This window comes from Sphaerospermopsis sp. LEGE 08334, from assembly GCF_015207205.1.
GTDB lineage: Bacteria > Cyanobacteriota > Cyanobacteriia > Cyanobacteriales > Nostocaceae > Sphaerospermopsis.
In genome coordinates, this window is the sequence record NZ_JADEXH010000002.1 from 204090 (window position 1) to 227988 (window position 23899).

26 protein-coding genes and 1 pseudogene are annotated in these 23899 nt (G+C 35.6%); 10 read left to right on the top strand and 17 right to left on the bottom strand.

Going from position 1 to position 23899, the window contains the following annotated elements:
• Positions 1-3 precede the first annotated feature (3 nt).
• On the top strand, positions 4-1017 hold the full coding sequence (gene cydB / locus IQ237_RS02180) for a cytochrome d ubiquinol oxidase subunit II (protein ID WP_194051789.1): 1014 nt from the start codon (positions 4-6) through the stop codon (positions 1015-1017).
• A 385-nt stretch (positions 1018-1402) separates the two neighbouring features.
• Here the strand turns inward: cydB and IQ237_RS02185 are convergent, their stop codons facing one another.
• The 7 genes from IQ237_RS02185 to aat form a co-directional block, all read right to left on the bottom strand.
• A complete protein-coding gene (locus IQ237_RS02185; protein WP_194051791.1) occupies positions 1403-2110 on the bottom strand; it encodes a Uma2 family endonuclease in 708 nt (235 codons plus the stop codon).
• 55 nt (positions 2111-2165) lie between these two features.
• Entirely contained in the window at positions 2166-4478 is a 2313-nt protein-coding gene (gene recJ / locus IQ237_RS02190; protein WP_194051793.1) for a single-stranded-DNA-specific exonuclease RecJ, read from the bottom strand.
• 105 nt (positions 4479-4583) lie between these two features.
• Entirely contained in the window at positions 4584-5225 is a 642-nt protein-coding gene (locus IQ237_RS02195; protein ID WP_194051795.1) for a GNAT family N-acetyltransferase, read from the bottom strand.
• A gap of 87 nt (positions 5226-5312) precedes the next feature.
• Positions 5313-6137, bottom strand: coding sequence for a PD-(D/E)XK nuclease family protein (locus IQ237_RS02200; protein ID WP_194051797.1), 825 nt, complete (start codon positions 6135-6137; stop codon positions 5313-5315).
• Between the two features lie 381 nt (positions 6138-6518).
• Positions 6519-6722: a hypothetical protein gene (locus IQ237_RS02205; protein WP_194051799.1), complete on the bottom strand. Its 204-nt coding sequence runs from the start codon at positions 6720-6722 to the stop codon at positions 6519-6521.
• Between the two features lie 12 nt (positions 6723-6734).
• Complete coding sequence (gene def, locus IQ237_RS02210) at positions 6735-7298, bottom strand: peptide deformylase (RefSeq protein WP_194051801.1); 564 nt, start codon at positions 7296-7298, stop codon at positions 6735-6737.
• Positions 7299-7441: 143 nt separating this feature from the next.
• Entirely contained in the window at positions 7442-8026 is a 585-nt protein-coding gene (aat, locus tag IQ237_RS02215) for a leucyl/phenylalanyl-tRNA--protein transferase (RefSeq protein ID WP_194051803.1), read from the bottom strand.
• A 228-nt stretch (positions 8027-8254) separates the two neighbouring features.
• On the opposite strand from aat, the gene IQ237_RS02220 reads away from it, so the two are divergent.
• A complete protein-coding gene (locus tag IQ237_RS02220) occupies positions 8255-8584 on the top strand; it encodes a hypothetical protein (RefSeq protein WP_096570569.1) in 330 nt (109 codons plus the stop codon).
• A 179-nt stretch (positions 8585-8763) separates the two neighbouring features.
• Here IQ237_RS02220 and rpsN read toward each other — a convergent pair whose 3' ends face one another.
• From rpsN to IQ237_RS02250, 6 genes are all read right to left on the bottom strand, one after another.
• Positions 8764-9066, bottom strand: coding sequence for a 30S ribosomal protein S14 (gene rpsN, locus IQ237_RS02225; protein ID WP_096570571.1), 303 nt, complete (start codon positions 9064-9066; stop codon positions 8764-8766).
• Positions 9067-9353: 287 nt separating this feature from the next.
• Positions 9354-9836 carry a DUF3368 domain-containing protein gene (locus IQ237_RS02230; RefSeq protein ID WP_194051806.1) on the bottom strand — a complete coding sequence of 161 codons (483 nt, stop codon included), beginning with the start codon at positions 9834-9836 and terminating at the stop codon, positions 9354-9356.
• Positions 9833-10078, bottom strand: coding sequence for a UPF0175 family protein (locus IQ237_RS02235; RefSeq protein ID WP_194051808.1), 246 nt, complete (start codon positions 10076-10078; stop codon positions 9833-9835). Before IQ237_RS02235 ends, IQ237_RS02230 begins: the two co-directional genes overlap by 4 nt.
• Positions 10079-10159: 81 nt before the next feature.
• Positions 10160-11560: a DUF1802 family protein gene (locus IQ237_RS02240; RefSeq protein ID WP_194051810.1), complete on the bottom strand. Its 1401-nt coding sequence runs from the start codon at positions 11558-11560 to the stop codon at positions 10160-10162.
• Positions 11561-11578: 18 nt separating this feature from the next.
• The gene (locus IQ237_RS02245) at positions 11579-13582 is read right to left on the bottom strand and encodes an ATP-binding protein (protein WP_194051812.1); all 2004 of its coding nucleotides are present in this window, start codon (positions 13580-13582) and stop codon (positions 11579-11581) included.
• Positions 13583-13647: 65 nt separating this feature from the next.
• The gene (locus IQ237_RS02250; RefSeq protein ID WP_194051814.1) at positions 13648-14331 is read right to left on the bottom strand and encodes a hypothetical protein; all 684 of its coding nucleotides are present in this window, start codon (positions 14329-14331) and stop codon (positions 13648-13650) included.
• Positions 14332-14780: 449 nt separating this feature from the next.
• Here IQ237_RS02250 and IQ237_RS02255 point away from each other — a divergent pair, with 449 nt between their 5' ends.
• From IQ237_RS02255 to IQ237_RS02270, 4 genes are all read left to right on the top strand, one after another.
• On the top strand, positions 14781-14978 hold the full coding sequence (locus tag IQ237_RS02255; RefSeq protein ID WP_194051816.1) for a hypothetical protein: 198 nt from the start codon (positions 14781-14783) through the stop codon (positions 14976-14978).
• A 139-nt stretch (positions 14979-15117) separates the two neighbouring features.
• Entirely contained in the window at positions 15118-15579 is a 462-nt protein-coding gene (locus IQ237_RS02260) for a DUF29 domain-containing protein (protein WP_194051818.1), read from the top strand.
• A 209-nt stretch (positions 15580-15788) separates the two neighbouring features.
• Complete coding sequence (locus IQ237_RS02265; protein ID WP_194051820.1) at positions 15789-16046, top strand: ribbon-helix-helix domain-containing protein; 258 nt, start codon at positions 15789-15791, stop codon at positions 16044-16046.
• The gene (locus IQ237_RS02270; RefSeq protein ID WP_194051822.1) at positions 16036-16467 is read left to right on the top strand and encodes a PIN domain-containing protein; all 432 of its coding nucleotides are present in this window, start codon (positions 16036-16038) and stop codon (positions 16465-16467) included. Before IQ237_RS02265 ends, IQ237_RS02270 begins: the two co-directional genes overlap by 11 nt.
• Before the next feature lie 111 nt (positions 16468-16578).
• On the opposite strand, the gene IQ237_RS02275 is transcribed toward IQ237_RS02270, so the two are convergent.
• Positions 16579-18600: an elongation factor G gene (locus IQ237_RS02275; RefSeq protein ID WP_194051824.1), complete on the bottom strand. Its 2022-nt coding sequence runs from the start codon at positions 18598-18600 to the stop codon at positions 16579-16581.
• Between the two features lie 357 nt (positions 18601-18957).
• Between IQ237_RS02275 and IQ237_RS02280 the strand changes: the two genes are divergently transcribed.
• The 3 genes from IQ237_RS02280 (at position 18958) to IQ237_RS02290 (ending at position 21078) form a co-directional block, all read left to right on the top strand.
• The gene (locus tag IQ237_RS02280) at positions 18958-19971 is read left to right on the top strand and encodes a lipopolysaccharide assembly protein LapB (protein WP_194051826.1); all 1014 of its coding nucleotides are present in this window, start codon (positions 18958-18960) and stop codon (positions 19969-19971) included.
• 108 nt (positions 19972-20079) lie between these two features.
• Positions 20080-20631: a phosphate-starvation-inducible PsiE family protein gene (locus IQ237_RS02285; RefSeq protein ID WP_194051828.1), complete on the top strand. Its 552-nt coding sequence runs from the start codon at positions 20080-20082 to the stop codon at positions 20629-20631.
• A gap of 207 nt (positions 20632-20838) precedes the next feature.
• Positions 20839-21078 carry a hypothetical protein gene (locus tag IQ237_RS02290; protein WP_194051830.1) on the top strand — a complete coding sequence of 80 codons (240 nt, stop codon included), beginning with the start codon at positions 20839-20841 and terminating at the stop codon, positions 21076-21078.
• 199 nt (positions 21079-21277) lie between these two features.
• Here IQ237_RS02290 and IQ237_RS02295 read toward each other — a convergent pair.
• The 3 genes and pseudogenes from IQ237_RS02295 to IQ237_RS02305 all read right to left on the bottom strand — a co-directional run.
• A pseudogene (locus tag IQ237_RS02295) lies at positions 21278-21847 on the bottom strand (NAD(P)H-quinone oxidoreductase subunit F); the annotation flags it as partial.
• 397 nt (positions 21848-22244) lie between these two features.
• Positions 22245-22619, bottom strand: a complete 375-nt coding sequence (locus IQ237_RS02300; protein ID WP_194051833.1) for a hypothetical protein — start codon at positions 22617-22619, stop codon at positions 22245-22247.
• A gap of 8 nt (positions 22620-22627) precedes the next feature.
• Complete coding sequence (locus IQ237_RS02305; protein WP_194051835.1) at positions 22628-23122, bottom strand: hypothetical protein; 495 nt, start codon at positions 23120-23122, stop codon at positions 22628-22630.
• Between the two features lie 386 nt (positions 23123-23508).
• Here IQ237_RS02305 and IQ237_RS02310 point away from each other — a divergent pair, with 386 nt between their 5' ends.
• Positions 23509-23775 carry a hypothetical protein gene (locus IQ237_RS02310; protein ID WP_194051837.1) on the top strand — a complete coding sequence of 89 codons (267 nt, stop codon included), beginning with the start codon at positions 23509-23511 and terminating at the stop codon, positions 23773-23775.
• Positions 23776-23899 lie beyond the last annotated feature (124 nt).

A 23899-nucleotide genomic window follows, 5' to 3' on the forward strand; every position in this document is an offset into this window, starting at 1 on the left:
TACATGGAAGCTTTACTGCACTTTTTACCACAAGTTTGGTTTGTAATTCTGGGATTATTTCTGTTTCTTTACGTGCTTTTAGATGGTTTTGATTTAGGCGTTGGTATCCTCTCTTTGACTTCTTCTGATGAAAAACGCCGTAGTTTATTAATGACCAGTTTGGGTAATGTGTGGGATGCTAACGAAACCTGGTTAGTTTTGATGGCAGGTGCATTATTTGGAGCTTTTCCTTTAGCTTATGGAACAATTTTAAATGCCCTGTATTTGCCTTTAATGGTGATGGTTGTAGGGTTAATTTTACGGGCTGTTGCTTTTGAATTTCGGGAACATTCTGATAATAAAAGTTTCTGGAATTTTGCCTTTGGTATTGGCAGTTTTATTGCTGCTTTATTTCAAGGATTTGCTTTGGGTGGTGTATTAGCAGGAATCAAAGTTGATGCAGCCGGACATTTTACTGGGGGTATATGGGATTGGTTAAGTTGGCAATCATTACTAACAGCATTGACACTTGTACAAGGTTATGTATTGATTGGTTCAACTTACCTAATTCTCAAAACCGAGGGAGCATTACAAGAAACTCATTTTCGCACAGCTAAATTAGCTGCTTGGACAACTTTAATTGGAGCAGTTTTAATTACAATTACAACCCCAATTGTTTATGAAAATGCGAGAGCCAGATTATTTCATCAACCAGAAGTATACATTTTTGCCATGATTCCTGTTTTGGGTGTGTTGTTAATTTGGTTATTGCAACAAAGCTTAAATAGTAAACAAGAAGTGGCTGCATTTGTCTATACAGTGTTAATTTTTTTGTTGACTTTTATCGGGTTAGGATTTATTGCTTTTCCCTATATTATCCCACCCACAATTACTATTTATCAAGCAGCTTCTTCCCCCAGTGCAATGGTGTTTATGATCACTTTCATTGGGTTTTTAATTCCTGTCATGTTGTTTTATAATATCTATAACTACTTTGTGTTTAGAGGCAAGGTAGTTACTAGCGAAGAACCGGAATAAATTGCAATAATTGATAAGCTGTTGTGCATTCAATTTGTATTAAGTTTTGCGGGCATCTTGCCCGCACCACAAGAGTTAACTATGTTATGATTATAAAATTTAGCTGTGTAACAGCTTATCAATTTAAATATCAGTCGATATTTTATATGGAAACTACATAGGGTTTGCTGAATAAAGCGCAACCCTTTATAAATCAAAGGTTTGAGGTTGATAAAGAGGAAAAAAGTGCAAGACTTTTGAAGGGTATACCTGAAAAACCGTGCATTTTGAAACCAAGAAATCCCAAAATGGGGGGATGACAGATAGCTAAAACTGTTCCCTGTTCCCTGCCTCCACGAAAAGACTTTCTCAGCAACCCCTACATATTTTTAATATCACCAGATGTCTATTGCCTATTTCCAGCTAATTTTTCCACAAACTTTTGATGTTTTTCTGAACTTAAACCTGTTTGTAAAGTAGTCATTACCTGTGACATATTTCCTGTTACTAATGCAGAAACATTCAGCCATAAACCAGGAAATACTTGACTTTTAATTATTCCTTGTTCATCTGCTGTAAGTTCTATATATTCACCATTCTTTAAACTGAACCAACTGACTGTACCTTCAAAAACCTGCCAAACTATATATTCTTCAATTCCATTGCGACGGTAGGCTCTTTTTTTATCATATAAATCTTTGGTAGCACTGCTGGCTGCTACTTCTGCGATTAATTCTGGTGCGCCTTCTATATAACCATCTGCGCCTATATAAGATTTGCCACCACAGGCTGTATCTATTAATAGTACAGCATCGGGTTGGGGTTCGTTGTCTAAATCTAGTCTTACCGTTGCATTGTCACCTAGTCTGACACCAGGTGTAACTATTTTATAAGACCATAACCAACCCATTAAATTAGCATGAGGTTCGGCGTGAGGTTCAAAACGCAGAGGGGAAGCCACGTAAACTACTCCTTCAATTAATTCAGCTTTTTTGAGCTTTGGCATAGCATTGTAACGGCGCTCAAATTCTGGACGAGTCAGGCGATCGCCACTTTCCAAAGGCGGAATATAATCAGGATAATTATGGGCAGTTTTTACAGAAGTGTTAACCATAACTGCAAATAATATTAGGAGTAGCTAAATTTATTATATCTTACTGTGATCATGGTCAAACATTAAACGCCATTCCTTGAATTATAGATATAGGAACTGTGGCAAAATATTCTTTTTGAAATTGTTCTTCTGTCACTGCGGCTAAAAATTGATTAATTGCATGATTCATGTTTATGTCATCACTAATAAATTCATTCCACGTAATTTGTAGATAACGATCTTGACTTTCAATAGTAAAACCTAAATATTTCAAAGCCTGAAATCCTAAATATAAACTAGGATCACTAATACCCAGTTTTTCTAAAAGTTGTACACGGGTAACTAGGTTATTTTTCCGATTGAGATATTTAGCAATTCCTACCAATGTTAACCAAATTTCCTGGGGTGTTTTATTGTCTGGTTTTGACCAAGCTATAGCTAATTTTTGTTGATGATAAATTGACTTTCTCAACCAAGCGCGAACATCATCCCAACTGGTAGGACAATCTTTAATAATTAATATTGAATTGTCTACATCAAATTCCGAAACATCCTGATTTCGCCAATCTAAAATCATTGCTGATTTCTCAGTTTGCACTTCTAAATCTGCACAAGGACGCACAGCAATTAATCTGATTTCATAACGTTTTTTAAAACTATTAAAATCTATTTCTGCAATACAATCACATTTACCTATAGGCAATTCTTCTTTATAATGTCCCCACCAAATACCAGGAAAAGGATTTTTAGTAGAATCATCTCTCATGTCAAACTCTGTTTTAATATATTGTATTTTCTTACCTTTTAAATCTTGTTGATTTCGATGCCAAGCATTTTCAAACCAACAATTTTTAATCAGTAATTTTGGTACAGGGTTTCCCATTCCACAAGGTTCTAAAAGTTTCAGTTCTAAAAATAATTCTTTCCCTAAATCTGCAACTGTCACCACCACATCAGCTTGGACTGTGGGTGTGAGATTTATTCCCCCTAAAGATTGCCGTAATTTTTGATTAATTGCATCTGTAAATAAGGGGATATTTTCTACAGGTAAACTTAAACCAGCCGCAAAAGGATGTCCACCAAAACGATGTAATAAATGAGATTGTTCGTTAACTAATTGATATAAATCCACACCATTAATTGATCTGGCAGAACCCCGTGCAAATTTGGGTGTATTCGCTTCATACTCTCCGCTTTCTGTGCTTAATAAAATCGTCGGTCTTCCTGTTTCTTGGGCAATTTGACCTGCAACTAAACCTAAAACACCATTAGCCCATTGTGGGTCTTCTAAAACTATGACACTGGTAGTTGATAAATCTAATTGGGAGAGTTTTTTTAATACTTGATTTTGTACATCTTTCTGTAATGATTTGCGTCGGGTATTCGCTAATTCTGTTTCTTCTGCAAGTTGTTGACAGCGTTGAATATCTCGACTTGTTAATAATTCTACGCAGAAACTAGCATCACCATGAATGCGACTAACTGCATTAATTCTCGGACCTAAACCAAAGGAAATATCTGTAGGGCGATCGCCACTTTTCTGGCATAATTCTAATAATCTACCTACCCCTGGTCGTCTTCTTTCAACAACAGGTTTTTTATAATCAGCTTGTAATCTTTCAATTCCTACTTGTGCTAAATAACGGCAATCTCCACTTAATTGCACCAAATCAGCAATTAATCCTACCGCTACTAAATCTAATAAATCTTCTAGGGAATGTTGGGGTACATCTGGTAAAGTTTCATATAATGCTTCCACTAATTTATACGCAACTGCAACTCCAGAAAGATGAAATAATGGATGTTCTTTTGGTAAATAACGAGGATTAATAATTGCAGTCACCGGAGGACGTTCAGCAGGTAAAGTATGATGATCTGTGACAATAATATCAATTCCTAATTTTTGGGCATAAATAATTTCATCAATATTTGTACTTCCCGTGTCACAAGTAACGATTAATTTATAACCTTGTTGGGCTAAATTATCAATTCCTGCTAAATTTAAACCATGAGATTCTGTTAACCGATTAGGGATATAATAAGTTAATTGTTCATGTTGAATAAAAAATTGTCCTAAACCATCCCATAAAACCGCAGTTGAGGTAATACCATCAGCGTCAAAGTCTCCCCAAATGGCTATTTTTTCACCAGATATAGCCGCTTTTTTTAAACGGTTAACCGCCAATTGCATCTCTTGTCCAAATTCAAAAGGACTTGCAGCTTTATAACTTTGGAAATTCACAAAACTGGCTAATTCTAATTCTGTTTTTATTCCTCTTTGCCATAATAATTGTGCAGCAAAAATCCCACTTGATAAAGGTGTGTACTGTTTAACTGCTTGGATGAAGCACTCAGGAATTTGTTCTGTTTCTAATAAAATCCACTGCATTGAATTAATTTTAAAAAGGGACTGGTGATTGATGATTATATTTTGGATTTTGGATTGTATTTCATAAATCCAATCTAAAATCTAAAATTCTCCTGACTCCTCTCTTTATTCCTCATTAATAATTAAATCTGTTGATGATTCATTTACTAAGGGATTCATCGCTATTTCTCCAGGAATACCTTCGGATTTTCGAGAACGAATTGTAGTTCGTGTGCGCCTATAACCTGCCCTTTCTGCTTTTTGATGTTCATAATCTATCAATCTGCCATAATATGGATGTTTACTCAAATTCATTGATAAGAAAATATGTTGGCGAATGTTACCAAAACCTTTTCTATTAAAAAATTTCACGGCTGGGGTATTTGTAGGATCGGTATCTACTAACATAAACCTCGCCCCATCTTCAATCATTCGCGCAACAACTTTATCAACTAATTTATCTGCAACTCCCTGACGTTGAAATTTGGGATTTACTCCTAACCACAAAATGTAACCATAGGTCCATGATGCTTTACTAATTATTGTCCCTAAAATAAATCCTGCAAGTTCACTTTCTGTTTCCGCAACTAAGCAATATTCTGGATCTGTATTATAAAGTCCTATTACTTCCCATTCATCCCAGGTACGGTATAAATAAGGATATAAATCGCTGGTAAATAGTTCTTCACCTAAGTGGTAAACAGGTGCTATGTCATCAATTCCTAATTCCCGAACATAAATTGTATCGGTTTCATCAAAGGTTTTCATAATTTTTGTTAATTTTTAGATTTATTTGATTTAGATTTATTTGGTTAATTTTTGCTATATTTCCTGTTCTCTGTTAAGAGTTTCCTGTTATAGTGCTACTTCTTCAATAATATCAAAATTAGGTAGATCATTAATTGCGGTTGCTACTAAAGTTTTTGAGTCATACCTCCGATCAGCAAAGCGATCGCACTGTTTAGCAAACTGACAAAAATTACAGGTTTTAGATTCTTCTACCTGCGGAAATGGTTTACCCTTTTCATAATCATCTAACCAATTTGTTAATTTATTTAACAATTGATGGAGTTGTTTTTCTGTCTGTTTGTGTTTTTTTGTTTCATAGTGAAAAGGAATATTGTTAGATCGGGATTTAGCCTGAACAAACCAGTAAGTCATAGATATATTTTCCAGAAAATAAGTGCTAGTTTCTGCTAAAACATACAGATAAAGTTTGGTTTGCCAATTCTTAGCTAAATCATTTCTTTTTTGTGGTTTTTGATATGTTTTCCAATCAAAGATATGTGCTTTTTCTTGATCTGCAATTAATAAATCATAAACTACTGTCAGTAGGTAATTTTGTATTTGCAAAGTTCGATAATGTTCACTGTCACGGTAATTTTGATTATTAATATCAGGTGTTAATATTTCTGTTGCAGTTTCTTTAAAATCTGTCATCCAAGTTTTCAATTTATCATCTGCTTCCAGAAAACTATTAATTGGTAAACCTATTTCTCTCTGCTGCATTAATAGGTGAAAACGACTACCTGCAATCTGATGTTTTTCTTGTTTGGGATCTGTGGGTGTTGTCAGTTTTTCTAAATAATTATGCTGGAATTTACGCGGACAGGTTGCTAGTACGTTGAGGTGTCCTTGCGAAAGTCTTAATAATTTACTATCAGTTGATGTTAATACCATTTTTACATTTTCTGTTTTGAACAATTACTGATGATTACTAATATATCAATTTTTATTTTTAATTTTTGATGAGAGTCGCGCAACTTTTTATCTTTGGGTCGTTGACTTTTTCCCTGGGGCGCGGTACTATTCTAATATAATGGAGTGTTGCTCAAATTTTTAAAAAAGCTTACATCCCATTATATTGAAGATAGTCTATAGCCTACCACGCCCCTAGAAAAAAATCAATCCTCTCTCCTACGGATTTTTCTATATTTTTATGTTAAATTAAATACCTTTTAATCACCAATCACCAATCACCAATCACCAATCACCAATTACCAATCACCAAAAAAAGGTAAAAGACTAGTATAAACTTTTACCTTTTTGGATGCCTAATGCTTATTTAATATTCGCCCGTGCATCCTTGACTGCGGCGATAAAAAATAAAACAGTCAGGGGAATGCTTAAAGCTAGAATAATTGCAGTAGTTTGGACACCAAAATCAGGTTGTCCAGAACTCAGTTCAAAAACAGAACCAACAGCAGCGATCGCTGTAAAACAAGACCCACCTAAAAATAAACCGCTTTTTGGAGTTAAATACACAACAAGACCACCCTATGCTACTGGTTTTACAGCTTGATACGAGAAGCCATTTTTAGATAGCTCCTGTGCTAAAGTCAAGGAATTATCTACACGATCCACAAAAACCACACCATTGAGGTGATCCATCTCGTGTAAAATACATCTTCCCAGTAAATCACCAGCTTTTAAGGTTTTGGGACGACCATATTCATCTTTATAAGCAATTTCTACAACTTTCGGGCGTTTGACATCCAAAAAAACTTTAGGAATACTTAAACAACCCTCTTGAGCAATACAAAGCTCACTGCTAACCTGTTTAATAACGGGGTTGATTAATACCAGAGGGGGTGCTTCTGGTTTATCAGGTTCACAGTCGATGACAATTAGTTGTTTATTAATTCCGACTTGGGGTGCAGCTAAACCAATACCATCTTCGCTGTACATAGTTTGCAGCATATCCCGCACCAGTTGACGAAGTTCATCATCTATTTTTGTTACCCGCTTTGCAGGTTGACGCAGGGCGCGATCGCCTAAATAATGAAGCTTCAAAGGTGGATTTTTTAACTTTTTCTTCTCTACAGCAATATCAGAGGGCATGATTGTCTTAGCTTAATGATGAATGTCTGATTAATTTCATTCTATCGTTATTTGGTTGGTGATTGGTGACAGGTGACAGGTGACAGGTGACAGGTGACAGGTGACAGGTGACAGGTGACAGGTGACAGAAATAAATTTACCAATTACCAATTACCAACCAATGAACAAGATGTTTGCAAAGCTTGTCTCAGCAAAGTTTCATATTCTTTATTATTGGCGTTATAAGCACCAAATCTGGCTAAATGAGGGTTCATCATTTGTGCGTCAAACAATAAAAATTTCCTTTCCCGCAACCTTTCTACTAGCTTCACCATCGCTACTTTAGAACCTTCAGGAATTTTGTAAAACATAGATTCACCAATAAAAGCACCTCCAATCACAATACCTAAAATTCCTCCTGCAAGTTGATCACCTTGCCAGGTTTCAAAACTATAAGCATAACCAGTTTGGTATAGTAACCAATAGATTTTTTTTAATTCTTCAGAAATCCAAGTTGTTTCTCGGTTAGCGCATCCATTAACCACACCCATAAAGTCACGGTTAACCGCTACTGTAAACTTTTCTTGGTTGAGAACTCGTTGTAATGACTTGGGATAGTGGAATCTTTCATCTAAGGGAATTAAAGTATGTTCCCTACTTCCATACCATCCCAGGTGATCATGCTCATCAGCCATGAGAAAATATCCTTGAGCATAACCTCGAATAATAGCAGCAACATCATATTCCATAGTTTATGAACATCATAACAAAACCCCCAGAGGAACGCATTTGGCTGTGATTTGACTGCTGCTGCGTTTTTCTCTCTCATCCCAGTTTGAACCATGATTTTGAGATATGGAAAGGTTAAAAGCTGGTGTTAAAAGCTTGTTTAACAAGACTTTTACAATCCAAAATCCAAAATCTAAAATCCAAAATGGTATGCCTTGGTACACAACATCTATTTAAGATATACAAATATGACTCAGCCAATTCCACCTATTACCCTACCACCTACGGAAAATCCTCAACAAGAAGGCGAATGGTTGCAAAAGCGACTGTTGTTATGGCTAGATACGGAATTTCTGCCCGAACTGGTTAATCAAAAAATTGCCCAACGTGCAGCGCAGATTTTTGTCAGGCAACGCATGGAAGGAGAAGATGATTTAGGATCTCTGGTGATTGCTATTGTTACAGAGATGCAGTCTTTTGATTTTTCTAAAAGCTTTTATGGAGAGTTTGCGATCGCCAACGCCGTTAGCGATCTACTCTTAGATAGTCTGGGAATTGATCGTTGTTGTGGACAATGACTTTGGGCATGGGGCATGGGGCATTGGGCAAGATCAAGTCAAAAGTCAAAAGGCAAAACGCAAAAGGCAAAAGATAAATATTCTTCTCCCCCTGCTCCCTGCTTCCCCTGCCTCTTTGCTGTCACCTGTCACCTGTCACCTGTTCCCTATTCCCTATTCCCTATTCCCTGGGTTAATGACTACCAGCTAGACTTGACAACCCCAGGTAATAAACCTTGGTGCGCCCATTCCCGCAGAACGTTCCGAGATAGTCCAAAATCACGGTAAACTCCTCTGGGACGACCTGTTAACCAACAACGGTTTTGACGGCGGCTAGGTGCGCTGTTACGGGGTAGTTGTTGGATTTGGCGGTGAATTTCTAACTTATCTAGGGGAGATTCTGCTGATCTGAACTCTTCTAACAGGGCTTCCCGTTTTGCAGCGTATTTTTCCACCATTTTAGCGCGTTTCTTTTCGCGCTCAATCATGCTCTTTTTAGCCATAAAATATCTAATCTATTAAAAGGCAGCGTTTTCTATTCTACACTCTCTGCGTCTGGAACGTCTCTATCAAAGCAAAAAAATCCGTCGTTTTGCAATCATCATTTTTTTTGGTATTTTTCCGCAATAGAGGTAGTAAATCTTCTTGACACGGACCGAAAACCCTGTTATGCTAATCTTGATGAGGAAGAACTATCTTGTGTGCATAAACAAGTTGTGTCAAGTTTTGTCAAATCATGAAATTAACAATAACCTCATCTTCAACTTTATTTTCTGAGCTTGTGCGATCGCTATTCTCCTGCAATTGATAAAATTTCTGCACACAACTGTTTACGAATCCAGAAGCCATTAGCAGTCAAATCATCTAATATCGGTTTTACTAGCGGAATAATCCCTTTTTGTTTAGCAGCTAGTACAATACCTAATAGTCCAGTAACCTGCAATCGGGACTTGATAGCCTCATTTCTGCCTTTTCGCTCATCAATAATTAGTCTATCAGCATTTAACTCTACAGCAAGAGCGATCGCTTCTGCTTCTCCAGGATCTAAAATTTTTTGTAGAGTGTCAACTAAATCAAAGTTGGTAACAGATATAACTTGAATCCAATCGACAGTTTGCAGTGCAAGTGTACCTGGATCTGTACTACCACAAGCAAGAATTTCCTGATAGACTTTTGGGGGAATAAAAAGATTACCATATAGTTGCTGCAACAAAGTTAACTGACCAATTGCAGCTAAGTTACTGATAGGAGATGTATTACTAACAATAATCATAGCCAATTGTTAGCTTCCAAACTCTTGATATCCTCTCTCAGTTCAGCAATATCATAATGAAGAGGAATGTTGCGACTAGCAAGTAATCGCTGAAACTCAAGTTGATTCATACCGACAAAATTACTCGCTTGTCCTAAAGTAAACCGTTCTTGTGTAAACAGCAAGATAGCTATTTCCTGAATTAATTCCTTGTCAGACATTTGAATAGTCTGCAAGACATCATCTGTAATCACCACACTCATCTTTTTACCTCATCAACTTCTTGAAGTTATCCTCAAATTTCTATTACACAGCAGCAATATATATCTAAGTTTAGTCTAATTTTAATTGATTGATAAGTCGCGTAGGTAGTAAAAACTATCTTTTTTCCAATCATCTTCTTTAATTCTTCCTAAATAACCTGTTAATGGTGATGATAGTTCGATGAGAATATTATATAATTCCCGATCATCCAGGTTTTGTGGTGGGTTAGAAGTGACATATATTGCATGAAGTGATTCTACTTTTGCACTTTCATTTTGGGAAAGTTGTAAGTAGTTTTTTAATACTTGGATAATATGCGATCGCAATTTTATTTCTTGTTCTACTTTTTCTATATATTCGTTAATTTTATCATCTATTTGACCAGGTTCTAAATATTCTTTTAATTCTATCAGGTTTATTGCACCTGGATATTTTGCTTTTAGTTCCACTAATTTTTGTAATGTCATAGCTTTAATAACACTGGTTTTTGAGATTTTGGCAGATTTAATTAAAGATGCTTTCAGTTGTTTGGTAGGTTCACCTGGTCCAATAATTAAACGTAATGCTTGCAGATAATTTTCTTCCAGATGTCTTTTACCAATTCTATCTAATTCTTCTACTGCACGATCTGGAATGCTTTTACCTGCTTTACATTCGCACACTAAAGGATAAGGTTGAGAACAATATAAATCTAAACCTCCCGCACCTCCTTTATAAGCATTTTCTAATTTAAAACCTAAAAAATCCAGGCTTTTACGGGAGATATTTTCAAAGTCTGTACCCGCTTGATAGTTGTTTTTACCTTCATCTTTTTCTATACTTCTATCTCCTAAAGATGCTATGATTTGAATCCAATCTAAATCAGATTTTAGGGTATTTGTCGTTTGTTCGTTACTCCATCCTAAACATACTCTAATTTCCTGTTCTAATTGTTGTGCTACTGGGTTATTATTAGCTATGGGTAATAATAAACTTTGTAATTCTTCTAGTTCAGGATGTAGGGGAGGTTGGCGGTTTTCTAGTTGTTGTTTCCGTTGGTTAAATATATGATCACTTAATACGGGTTTGGCTTCAGATACAGAGATATTATTAGGTAAGGGTGCAAATTTTCCTAGTTTTTCTTGAATGTTGGGAATAGCTGGAATTTCCCAAGGTTTATCTAAATGATAAACTCTTAAATATGCTAGGAAAAAATGGGGACGGTTTTGTAATATTTCATCAAATCTTTCTGGTTTCCAGATGGTTAATTGAGATAAAATATCTAATTCTTCCCTCTTATATATACGTTCACAAAACTCACATCTAGCCCATGTTTTAATTACAGTATTATTGCTAGATATTCCTACAGAATACAAACTGAAACTTTCACCTATATTTAAAAACATAGACGGTATAGCTACAATCATTCTACCTTGTATTAAGGCTTCAACATCTAAGCTAGGTAAAACCATAGCGCGATAAATAGGAATTTGCTCAATCATGATTTATGAAATTACTAATTACAATTTGTGAATCCTGAAAAACTCGTCTATATCTATTTCTTTGACTATGGGATCATCTACAGATGAAATTTTAGTATCAACTGGTTTATCTTTGAACATAGCAAATAAATCTCCTGCATCTTCTTCAATGCTATCTGCATTAATTACACCGGAAGGATCACTCAATATTTCCAGTAATAAAGGATTTGTAATTGTGATCTCTTTTGCAAATTCTTTAACTTGTTGTTCAGTTAATTTATGTAATTCGCAGTCTTGATAAACATAATATAAATCTATCAGTGGTTTAATTTCTTCCTCCTTTAAATCTACCTGTTCTCCATTTTGATTTTCTACTAAAGTTTTTAGTTTGCTATAAGCCAGACAAGTTTTATGAATTTTTCTGTTTTGAGAACGAACTAAACAACCTCTAGTTAAACCAAATGTTTTATAGTCTATCAATCTTTGTAAACCACCATTCACAGATATCATGTGAGTATGTTGTAAAACAGCAACTCCAATACTAAATGATTTACCTTGTTCTTCTCCCAGAATTTTAAATTTTATCCAGTTGCTATTTGTGGCTTTAGGTTTAATATCCACTTCTATACTATTAATTTTTAACTTATTCAGTTTTTCCCCGCTTCCTGTTTCTCCCTCTAATATTTCCCCGACTAAAGTTTCAAAACCAAAACACAAAGCCTTACTAATGAGTTCATTATCATCAAGATAATTCTCATACTCTATCTTATTTTGATTTGCTAGAGCTATTTGAAAACGTTCCAATGGAGGTTTAATTGGGTCATTTATTTTCTCTGCACACCATCTTAATGCTTCTCGTGGTGTAGGTCTGTTTTTACCATAATTTCTTAACTCATCTTCATTAAATGGATAAAGGGGATTTTCAGGATTGAGATTTTGACTTTCATAAAAGTCCCTCATCCGAATAGAAACCAAATCCACTATAGTATTACTATCAAGGAATTTTAACTCTATTGGTTTATTATTTGTATATGTTGAAATTCTATCTGGTACTCCTCCTAATGCTACAAGTTTTATTTCATGTTTCCATGTATCAGGAAACATTACTGTAGTAATGACAATTCCTTTCCCTAAATCTGATAATTGCAGTTTATCATGCAAACGTTTAACTAAATCAGCAATAATTTGTGCTGTAGTTAATCCATCTTCACTACAGTCTTTATTTTCTCCTTCATCAAAACAAATAACTACTGTATTATATAAACTAATTAAACTTAACATTTGCTGAATATTTTTCAGTGCTTCAGCTTCTTTATCTTTTGTTGTTTTAAGAGTATTTGGTAATCCCATAGCATCTATATGAGATTTTGCGATATCATCTCCAGCTAACCACTTAGTAGCAAAAGGAGCATAATTTTCTGAAAGTGTCCACAAAATAGATCGAATAATATCGGGATCTGTTGTAGGATTAGACTTTCTCAGTTGTTGAACTAATAAATCCATTAGGTTTTTCTTTTGAGAAAGCCAATTTATATATATGGTGTCGAATTTCTCTATTAAAACTTTTGGACTGAGAGTTTTAGCATCAGGTCTAATAGATTTTAACGCTTGATTGGCCATGGCAGTGGCTATTTCTTGCCACTTTGTAACGTTCTGTTTACCAATATGACAAAGACTATCTACTAAAGTTTGTTGGAATTGGTAAGTAATAATATCTAAATCTGTATAGTTATTGCCATTTGCATAAATAAATATAGCGTTGTCTTTTTCTTGAATTTGATGACTAATACGGTGAACAATATGAGTTTTACCTGTCCCGATTGGAGCAGTAATTAGAATAGTAGTTAATTTTGGTTGATTATTTTTAACTAAATCTATTGCTTGAAAAACAGCATTGGAAGCATGAGCATTCAAGCTAGGAACATCCAGAAATTTTTTGCCAAAAACATCTTGTTCTTTAACAATACTTGCATTAATGAATGGATTATGATGTTCAATGGCAGTTTTTAGGTCTTCAATGGAGGAAAATACAGTGTTTTTCATAATTTTCGAGTAGGTATTTAATGAATCAATAAATTAAAAGTGATCAAAGATCATAAAAAATTGAGTTATTGTAACTTTTTAGCATAGTAGCGTAAACCACCGCCAGGTATTGTCAAAGAATCATTTCTTCTATCAGGAGTAATATCTGGCATTTCTCCTGACATTAATTGAAAAATATCCTCTGCCTGCATTTCTAATAACCAATCATTAAATTCTGTACGACTGACTCGCTCCCCTATCTCTCTCCTCATACGATAAATTTGTACTAAATCATCTAAATTATACTCATAGTTTAACTTATCATAAACATCTAAAGCTACAGTTTTAAACTCCTCATAAGAACCAATAACCCCACCCTTAACCCCATCACCTGACGCAACCGACGCACCTACCGCAACATCAAGATCACTGATCCACCGCAACAGTGCATTAGCAGCCCAAGTACCAACAATAGTTCCCTCAAACTTAAACTCTTTACTACGCAAACCCGCACCTAACACCTCTAAACCAGTTGGTGACGTGAGAGAATAACTAATAGCAGAACCTTTTTTAGAGACAGCGATCGCTCCCTGTGCTGCCAAATCCTCTAAAATACTTTGATAGTCCGCCATCTTCTGACCTTTAGACACTACCCGCTTGCTTAACTTACCCTTAGCTACCTTCTGCTGACTTCCTCCCAAATCCCACAACGCAAGCAGCAAGCGAGTTTTAGCGTAACTTACCTGTAAACCCTTAGTCTTTGAACTCATGGTGATGTGTGTTAAATAACTGCAACTATTATAATAATGATTGTAATTTTTATGTCACCACAACAAAAAAATTGTTTAATTTCTCGATATTTCTTATAAATTGCTAAAAATTTCTACACAAAAAGCAACATAAAATTTACGTAACTTATAAAAAATAAAAGTAGGTTGGGTTGACGCAAAACACCCGAACATAATCACCAACAAAATAACGTATAGTTAAAGGTTACAACATATAAAAACGAAAATAAAATTTTAACTGATGAGAAAAATAAACTTTCTTAATGTGGTATTTTGCCATAAATGCAAGATAATGATGTAATTTTTACATAAAATAATTAAACCAGTGACAAAAATAACAGATGATGAAAATGACATTGTTTGTTACTGCTATTCCCCACTACAATACACCCAATGTAGTGGGTTTTATCTGATATTCAGGGTTTTTAACTATGTCAGACTCCAAAGAAGCGCAACCAATGTCATGTAAGAGTATTTGTAAAGACTGTGCTTTTTTTGTCCAGGAGGAATGCACTCACCCTGATGAGTTGGGGGTTAATTGTGCTACTGTCATTTTTTGTAATTCTTTTACTCCAGCAGTAGAAGTTGATAGTCCTTGTGTGACTTTTGATAATGATGATGAATATTAACGAAAAACGGAAGGTAGAAACTTCCTGATAGCATTCCCAGTCAGGAGACTGGTATGGAAAAGAAATTAGGAATTATCGTATTATAATCTGAATAAGCTACCGAAAAATCTCACAATTTATTTGCGGAGGTTTCCAGCAGATGAAAGCAATTCAACCTACAAACCTTGCTAGTTCAAATCTTTATGATGAAGATTTTTATTTATGGATAGAAACTACAGCAAAACAATTAAAAAATGGTAACTTTGCAGAAATTGATTTAGAGAATTTAATTGAAGAAATCGAAAGCACGGGAAGAGGTGAAAAAAGAGCATTAAAAAGCAACTTATTAATTTTATTAATGCACCTTCTCAAATATAAATATCAACCAGATACACATAGTAATAGTTGGTTATCTACTATTTTTGAACATAGACGCAGATTGAAAGAAGAATTAACTGAAAGTCCAAGTTTAAAAAAATATTTTTCTGAAGTATTTAGCGAATGTTATAAAGATGCGAGAAAACAAGCATCCTTGGAAACAGGTTTATCACTTGATACTTTTCCTGTAGACTGTCCTTTTACTACAGATGAAATTTTAAATCAAGATTATTTACCAGAATAAACACTTGATTTTTCTGATCTTATCTTCTTCCTTTGCGTCTTTGCGTCTTTGCGTGAGATAAAAAAATGGAAAGTAGAACCTTTCTAATGGAAAGAACCAACTCCTAAGGTAAGCGATCTCCATTTGTAGAAAGTTTTGCAAAGAAGGCATCACAACTTTCTCAAAAATAATGTATAATGTGATGTATACAGTAAATATACTTTGCAATTGTGTCAACTAAAATTCGCAAACAAATTTATATCCAACCACGTCAAGAACATCTACTAAAAGCGATCGCACAACAAACAGGTATCAGTGAAGCTGAGATTATTCGTCAAGCTATTGACCTTCATCTGAGTGAAATAACTGTACCCCAAACCGATATCTCACTGTGGGAAACAGAAAGAGAATTTATTGAACACATCAAAACTCGACCTGTTCAAGCTGGAGGTAGGGACTGGAAGCGGGAAGACCTTTATGAACGGTAGGGTTTTTATTGATACAAATATTCTTGTGTACATCTACGACCCACTAGATACCACAAAACAGGAACAAGCAATAACAGTAGTTGACAGGTTAATTCGTTCTGGGAAAGCAGTAATTAGTACCCAGGTGATAGGGGAGTTTTTTATGGCCACAACCCGTACTAGAAGATCCCTTTTAACTCCTGCTGAGGCGCTGATACGAATGCGTAATTATTTAGCCATTTGTCATGTTGTTGATATGACAAAATTAATCTCTCTAGAAGCAATTCGTGGTGTAGAAACCCATCACTTTAGTTTTTGGGACGCGCAAATTTGGGCAACAGCACGACTCAACCAAATTGAAGAAATTTACAGTGAGGACTTCCCATCAGGTGCAACTATTGAGGGTGTGAAGTTTACAAATCCTTTTACACTGAGTAATTAATACCCATATTTCCTTCTCTCTCTCTGCGTCTCTGCGTCTCTGCGTGAGAAAAAAGGAAGGTAGAACCTTCCTAACAGCATTCCCAGTCAAGAGACTGGGAACGAGAATTGACTATTTACCGTTATTAATTAAAACCCGTTCGGCAATTTTATCCGGTACTTCTTGCAGGTGATCATATTCCCAATGGAAAGAACCAACACCCAAGGTAAGCGATCGCAATTCTACGATAAAATCGTGCATTTCTGCTTGGGGTAAGTATGCAGAAACTTTATCCCATCCTTGCCAATCTTGTCTACCTTCATACCCCAAAATTTGTCCCCGTCTACCACTTAAAAGTTGTAAAACTTTAGAAGTAAACTCACTGGGAGTATTCACATCTATCTTTAAAATTGGTTCTAACAAAGTAGGTTGTCCTTGGGGAACTCCTGTTTGCATTGCGAGACGTGCAGCTTGTTTAAAAGCTTGTTCTGAACTATCAACAGTGTGATAAGAACCATTAGTTAATGTCACCGCAACATCAACCATCGGAAAACCTAATGGACCATGTGCAAGAAATTCTTTCACTCCCATTTCTACCCCAGGAATGTATTGTCTAGGAACAACACCACCAACTATTTTTTCATTGAAATTGAAACCTTCACCTCTTGCTAAAGGTTGAATGTCTAAATAAACATCTCCAAATTGTCCATGTCCACCACTTTGATGTTTATATCTACCATGAACGGAAGAAACAGGTTTGCGGATAGTTTCTTTGTAAGGAATTTGGGGAAGATGGGTAGACATGGGTAAGTTATATTTGCGTCTGAGTCTATCTAACGCAACTTGCAAATGTATCTCACCTTGTCCCCACAAAATTACTTCGTGGGTGTCTCCATGTTGTTCCCACGCTAAAGCGGGATCTTCTTCTAATAACTTAGTAATAGCAGCACTAAGTTTTACTTCATCATTACGTTTTTCTGGAGTAATTGCTAAAGCAAAAACAGGTTCTAATTCTGCTGCTTTTGGTAATTGTTTAATTTGGGAACTAGTAGAAATTGTATCTCCGGTTTTAATTCCTTCTAACCTAGAAATAGCAACAATTTCTCCGGCTACAGCTTCGTTAATTTGCTGTTGTTGTTGTCCCATTAAACGGTAAAGACCACCAGCACGAATACCATTTAAAACAATACCATCTGTTAATGTTCCTTGCCAGACTCGCACTAAGGAAAGTTTGCCACCTTGGGGAGTATAAAAGGTTTTGAGAACTTGCGCTAAAGGAGTATCACTAATTTTTTCCAAACGCCGTTCCATTGTTGTTTCTGGTGCTGGTGCTTCCCTTAATAGTGCTTCTAATAAAGGTCTAACACCATAATCTTGTTCCGCAATTCCAAAGAAAACTGGTACTACTAAATCAGCACCTAATTCTAGTTTTAAATCTTTGAGAATTTCTTCTTGGGGTGGTTCGATATCTTCTAATAATTCTTCCAGTAAATGATCATCAAAATCAGCCAAAGTTTCTAACATTTCTGCTCTAGCTTGATGTTCTTCGGCTTTTAATGCTTCTGGAAATGGGATAGGATCAGCAGCAGCACCAGGATGATATTGATAAGCTTTTTCACTTACCATATCAATAAATCCTGTGAGTTCTTCCCCTTGCATAATGGGGAATTGATGCAGCACTAAAGGACGACTAGAAACGGCTTTGAGGGCGTTTAATGTTTCTAAAACATGAATATTTGCCCGATCCATTTTATTCACAAATACGATGTGGGGAATTTCCCAATCATCGAGAAATTTGAATAATGGGGCTAAAGTTAAAACTCGATCTTTGATGGGTTCGCAAACAACAATTGCTGCATCAATTCCCATTAAAGAATTGTATGTTTCTTGAACAAATTCTACTGAACCGGGACAATCTATAAAGGTGAAGCGTGTATTTTCGTATTCTGTAAAAGCTGGGGAAACTTCCACACTCATACGGCGATCGCGTGCTTCGTATGCACTATCTCCGACTGTGTTACCATCTTTAATGTTACCTTTGCGAGAAATCGCTCCGGTGACAAATAACAAACTTTCTAATAATGTGGTTTTACCACTGGAATAGGGTCCAACAATTGCTACATTACGCGAACCGGATTTTACTTTTTCGCTCATAAACCCTCCTTTACGGTGATTCCCTCAACCGCATTCTGTTTTTTCAGGAGTAATTTTTTTTAGCTCTCAGCAGTCAGCTTTTAGCATTCAGCTTTCAGCTTTTTAACAGTTATGCCAAAAATCTTTATTTGCTGATCTTAAACTTAATAATCAAACTTTCTGACTTCTGATTTATGTTTCCTGACTCCTGACTTTTTTATTATCCATCTTTTAAGCTCGGTTTCAAAAAATTGTAGTTTATCGTAAGATTAAGATTAAGTAATATTAAGCTATGCTAACTTATATACCAAATCTAAAATATTTGTTAAAAAATAGGTTCATACTCAATATTTAGTGACAATATTATTCGGCTAATTTATGAATATTTCCTGCACAAAGTATCCTGTAATTGGGATTTTTACTTTACTGGTACTAAGTATCAATATTAAACCAGTATTTTCCACTTCTCCCCACCTCCCCACACTTCGGCTTACTTCGGCTTCGCTCAGTACAGGTCGCTCAGTGCAAGTCTCCCCACCTTCTGTCACCTGTCACCTGTCACCTGTCACCTGTCAACTATTAGCTCAAAATCCCCGTCAAATTGCTTTAGACTGGTTAAATAGGGGTTTACAAGCTATTCAAGGGGGAAAAGTAGAAGAGGCTATTAACGCTTTTCGTCAAGCAACAAAATTAGATCCGACTTTAGCAGCAGCGCATTATAATTTAGGGTTAGCACTGCGACAAACTGGAAAGTTACAACCAGCAGCGGACGCATTTTATCAAGCTACCCAAGCCGATCCACAGTTTGCATTAGCCTTTGCCAATTTAGGTAGTGCTTTGTTAGAAGGGAATAATTTACAGTTAGCAAATGATTATTTACAACGAGCTTTACAACTAGATCCAAAATTGGGTTTTGCTCATTATAACTTAGGATTGATAAGAGAAATTAAAAAAGATTGGGATGGGGCGATCGCCTCTTTTCAACAAGCGATCATACATAGTCCAAATTCTCCAGAACCTTCCTATCATTTAGGACTTTGTTATTTACAAAAAGGTAGAATTGAACTAGCAAAAGCAGCCTTTTCCGCAGCCATTACCATCAATCCTAAATATGCAGAAGCTCATTATAATTTAGGCTCAATTTTATTTAATCAAGGTAAATTTAAAGAAGCATTAGACGCATTTAGAAAATCCACCCAAGCCAATGCAAATTATGCCGATGCTTATTATGGTGCAGGATTAGTATTTGTCCAATTAAAACAATATCCAGAAGCCATAAAAGTAATCAAATATGCGAGAGATTTGTATAAAAATCAAGGTAATATTCAATGGGTGAATAATGCCGATAAATTGTTAACACAAATACAAAAATTAAATAACAAACCACGCTGAGGCAGAAAACATTAATGTTACGTAAAAATAGGAATATTGGTAAGGAGTCAGGAGTCAGGAGTCAGGAGTCAGGAGTCAGAAGTCAGGAGTCATAGGGGCGAAGTAGTCATGCAAAAACGCTTCAAGAGTAGATTTTTATTTTGTGATCGCTGGTTAGATCGCTATACAATAGTGCGTAACATGGAGGCCTTTCAAGACCTCATAGTGATGGTATTATGTTTAGCCTTATTTGCGGTAATGTTGATACAATTGTGGGGGATAATTATTGCCATCATTAATTCATTAGACTACAAAGAATTGACATCCAAAATACTATTTGTGTTAATTCTCGTGGAATTATTTCGACTACTCATAGTTTACTTACAAGAACATAGTATTTCCGTAGGTGTAGCCGTGGAGGTGGCAATAGTTTCCGTACTGCGGGAAGTAGTTGTTCATGGTGCGTTAGATATTTCCGGCACACAAACAGCAGCAATTTGTAGCTTATTACTCATTTTGGGGGGACTATTATTAGTATGTGCGAAAACACCCCACATGGACTGCATGAGTGCCAACACAAAATATTGTCCTATCGTGCATCAAGAGAATAGAGAAATACAAAACAAATTCGTATTTCAGTATTCCGATGAATACGATGAAAACCCACCTCTGTCAAAGTAAATATAACAGTGGATAGATCCCCAACTTCTTGAAGAAGTCGGGGATCTGGGTATTACGTTTTTTAAAGTTAAGTTACTTAAAACCTTGTTCAATTATTAACTGAATACTTCTATCTAAGGGTAATAATTTTGTCCACTTTGAGATAGATGAATATAACTTAAATAATCTGTATAAATTCAATAAATAGTTAAATAAAGGAGCAAAAAAATGACTGCTACCCAGACCAAAACTCAAGAACCAATTAGTAATTTAGAATACGACTTTATCACCGTCCTGCATAACAAAGCAGCAGCAGTGCAAGCTTACGAACGTTACATTCAAGATGCACAAGAAGCAAATTCTCAACCTTGTGTAGAACTATTTCAAAAATTGCGTCAGACAGAAATTGACGAAGCGCACGAAATTCGTGAACATCTGCAACAAGTGATGGCAAAAGGAAAGATGTAATTTTGTAGGGTGCGTTAGCGACAGCATAACGCACCATTGCTATTTTTGAAAAAGACTCTTAATATTTAGTAAAGTCAATCACTTTCATTTGTTGAAATATTTTTTTCAGCCTCTGATTCTGCCTCATAAATCAGCTCTGCTACTCTGCGTCTCTGCGTGCAAAAAAAAACAGGGGCAGGAACACCCACCCCCATTAATATTAGGTAACACCAAAAACGATCACCAAGCCCAGAACAGCCCCAAAAACAATTAAGGCATAGAACTGAACCCGACCGCTTTCCAGGTATTTCAGACCCTCACCACTAACCAAAGTAAAGAAACCAGTCAAATTAACCGCACCATCAACAACGCGGAAATCAACTTCCATCACTTGTCGAGCAACACGACGCAAACCAAGGACAAAAACCTGATGATAAATATCGTCAAAATACCACTTATTCAACGATAACTCATACAGAGATTTGATCTTAGATGCGATCGCACTGGGGTCAATTTTCCGAGCCAAATACATCAGCACGGCTAAAGTAATACCCACCACAGAAATAGCCACAGAACTACCCGCCATCACATAAAACTCATGGGGGTCAAATTCCGCAGCTTTTTCCATTACTTCAGCTAAAGTTTCATTAGGAGAGTAGATAAACTGCTCAAAATAATTAGCGTAGGGAGTACCCACCAAACCGATCAACATGGAAGGAATAGCCAACACCAACAGAGGTAGAGTCATTGTCCAAGGAGACTCATGAGGTGAACTGCTGTGGTGTCCATTTTACAGATGCCCCGGTAGAGGATATTTTTCATCTAGGTAGCATCTGCTAGGTAAATTAACTGCCAATTGGCTCTTAAAAAGCTAGTATGCTATCTGTTTTTTATTAAATGGTAATTTTCTCAAAAAGTCCAAATTCTTTACAATTCTCAAATTTATTAAGGGATATTGACAGGATGAGAAGATTTTTGAAGATGATATTTTGATTTTTATTGCAATTTTTAATTTTTTATCATTATCTGTGCTAATCAGAGATTATTTGCCTGAATCAGGATATCCAAGATTAAAGGATTTACAGGATGTTTGATACATCAATAATTATTGAACGCAGATGAACACAGATAGACGCAGATGATAGAATATAAATTAATGGATTTTGCGCCTTTGTCTGAGATATAAATTATGGTACAGGAGCTTTTTTAGGATGTTTCCCCGCATAATAGACAACAACCTTTAATTGCTCTTCATCAGGAACATAAAATACCCTATCACCACTTGTAACTTCATACTCCCAAGCACCTTGATAACCTTTCCCCTTTAAAGGAAAAACCCGCTTTGGTTGTCTAGTTGTTGGTGCATTACATAAATCTTCATAACAACGAATACAATTTTCTGGATAACGTTGTATTAATGCTTCCCAATCTCGATTAACCTTTTTATTTTTAGCAACTACCAGCCAATTGCTATTTGCATTAGACAATGTAGAAGCCGTCAGTTTTACTTCTGGCGGCTCAATATTATCTGTTAACTCATTTTCAGCACCATGATCTGACATAGAATAATTCAACCACCACTTTTATTAATAGGTGATGTTAATGATATTTCCTCAGCTTCATCATTAAAGGCTTCTGCTAGATCAGGACTGGTGATTGCGATCGCACTTTCATGCCATTCATGAATAATAGCATCAATCAAATCCCAAGCCTGATTAGAAGTATCAGTTAAGCGAAAGGCCTCACTCACCTCCTTAATGAAATCTTGCAATTCATCAGCATCAAATATGCTCAACCATCCATAAGGATGCTCATAACCTATTTTCTGTCCTAATAATAACCGAAATGCGACCGATAACGCCTCAAAAACAGCTTTACTTTGTGTTACCCCTTTCACAAGATAAGCCATATCTACACGACGCAACAGCGCAAAAGATTGGTCATTGCGAGTAATTGTGATTGGATGTTCATAAGCTTTATCTAGAATTCGTCCGGGTTGACGATTCAACTCAGTGGCTGTAATTAGCTCATCTGAGAACGCATTGCTAAAAATTGCAATTGACATGATACCTGCGTTTTCCAGAAACGCTGATTTAATTTAAAAATGATATTACGTATTATTGTACGTAATCCTTTTTTAGATGTCAATAGGTAATATTTATAAAGTCTTTCTTTTTGTCTGAATCAGGATTTACAGGATTAAAGGATTTGCAGGATGTTTATTTATTATTCATAAGTTAAGAGTGAGAATTTGTTTGTTTAGATTTCTAAGATTTAGTTTCGTGCAAAGACATCTAAGGAGCAAAGGAAGAAGAAAGTAATAATTTTTATACTAAAATATGCTATTCTGATGTATTAAATCATCTTGAGGTATTAGAGATAGAAAGTCGCTAATAAACCACAATCATTTTGCAGCATTTTTTTTAATTAACAATTCTAACTATTTGGATTATGAAACTACTAGATTCAAAACAATTAACAATAGAGATACCTAGCGAAAAGACAATAAAATCGCAAGCAAGGGGAGGAGCAGAGTTTGCTGTATTTCTCTTTATAGTATTTTTACCAATATACTTATTTTTCTTTTTTGCGTTCATATCTGCTCATGCTCCTAGTGTGGCTTGTATTATTTTGATTTTTATTATTTTACATATTCGCGTTTTTTTACTTCCTTTTCTTATTGAACCAATCATAACTAATCATATTTTATATTATTAGACATATCCGAAAAAGAATCAAATTATGGTATAACAGGATAAAATCGTGTACCTACCCTGAGATTATGAGCAACATAGTTGAGTACATTCATAACAATCCTGAAGAATCACAACGGTTATTAGGG

Coding starts and splice junctions, on each gene's coding strand:
- cydB (WP_194051789.1), top strand. CDS start 4: ATGGAAGCTTTACTGCACTTTTTACCACAAGTTTGGTTTGTAATTCTG.
- IQ237_RS02185 (WP_194051791.1), bottom strand. CDS start 2,110: ATGGTTAACACTTCTGTAAAAACTGCCCATAATTATCCTGATTATATT.
- recJ (WP_194051793.1), bottom strand. CDS start 4,478: ATGCAGTGGATTTTATTAGAAACAGAACAAATTCCTGAGTGCTTCATC.
- IQ237_RS02195 (WP_194051795.1), bottom strand. CDS start 5,225: ATGAAAACCTTTGATGAAACCGATACAATTTATGTTCGGGAATTAGGA.
- IQ237_RS02200 (WP_194051797.1), bottom strand. CDS start 6,137: ATGGTATTAACATCAACTGATAGTAAATTATTAAGACTTTCGCAAGGA.
- def (WP_194051801.1), bottom strand. CDS start 7,298: ATGCCCTCTGATATTGCTGTAGAGAAGAAAAAGTTAAAAAATCCACCT.
- aat (WP_194051803.1), bottom strand. CDS start 8,026: ATGGAATATGATGTTGCTGCTATTATTCGAGGTTATGCTCAAGGATAT.
- IQ237_RS02220 (WP_096570569.1), top strand. CDS start 8,255: ATGACTCAGCCAATTCCACCTATTACCCTACCACCTACGGAAAATCCT.
- rpsN (WP_096570571.1), bottom strand. CDS start 9,066: ATGGCTAAAAAGAGCATGATTGAGCGCGAAAAGAAACGCGCTAAAATG.
- IQ237_RS02230 (WP_194051806.1), bottom strand. CDS start 9,836: ATGATTATTGTTAGTAATACATCTCCTATCAGTAACTTAGCTGCAATT.
- IQ237_RS02235 (WP_194051808.1), bottom strand. CDS start 10,078: ATGAGTGTGGTGATTACAGATGATGTCTTGCAGACTATTCAAATGTCT.
- IQ237_RS02240 (WP_194051810.1), bottom strand. CDS start 11,560: ATGATTGAGCAAATTCCTATTTATCGCGCTATGGTTTTACCTAGCTTA.
- IQ237_RS02245 (WP_194051812.1), bottom strand. CDS start 13,582: ATGAAAAACACTGTATTTTCCTCCATTGAAGACCTAAAAACTGCCATT.
- IQ237_RS02250 (WP_194051814.1), bottom strand. CDS start 14,331: ATGAGTTCAAAGACTAAGGGTTTACAGGTAAGTTACGCTAAAACTCGC.
- IQ237_RS02255 (WP_194051816.1), top strand. CDS start 14,781: ATGTCAGACTCCAAAGAAGCGCAACCAATGTCATGTAAGAGTATTTGT.
- IQ237_RS02260 (WP_194051818.1), top strand. CDS start 15,118: ATGAAAGCAATTCAACCTACAAACCTTGCTAGTTCAAATCTTTATGAT.
- IQ237_RS02270 (WP_194051822.1), top strand. CDS start 16,036: ATGAACGGTAGGGTTTTTATTGATACAAATATTCTTGTGTACATCTAC.
- IQ237_RS02275 (WP_194051824.1), bottom strand. CDS start 18,600: ATGAGCGAAAAAGTAAAATCCGGTTCGCGTAATGTAGCAATTGTTGGA.
- IQ237_RS02280 (WP_194051826.1), top strand. CDS start 18,958: ATGAATATTTCCTGCACAAAGTATCCTGTAATTGGGATTTTTACTTTA.
- IQ237_RS02285 (WP_194051828.1), top strand. CDS start 20,080: ATGCAAAAACGCTTCAAGAGTAGATTTTTATTTTGTGATCGCTGGTTA.
- IQ237_RS02290 (WP_194051830.1), top strand. CDS start 20,839: ATGACTGCTACCCAGACCAAAACTCAAGAACCAATTAGTAATTTAGAA.
- IQ237_RS02300 (WP_194051833.1), bottom strand. CDS start 22,619: ATGTCAGATCATGGTGCTGAAAATGAGTTAACAGATAATATTGAGCCG.
- IQ237_RS02305 (WP_194051835.1), bottom strand. CDS start 23,122: ATGTCAATTGCAATTTTTAGCAATGCGTTCTCAGATGAGCTAATTACA.
- IQ237_RS02310 (WP_194051837.1), top strand. CDS start 23,509: ATGAAACTACTAGATTCAAAACAATTAACAATAGAGATACCTAGCGAA.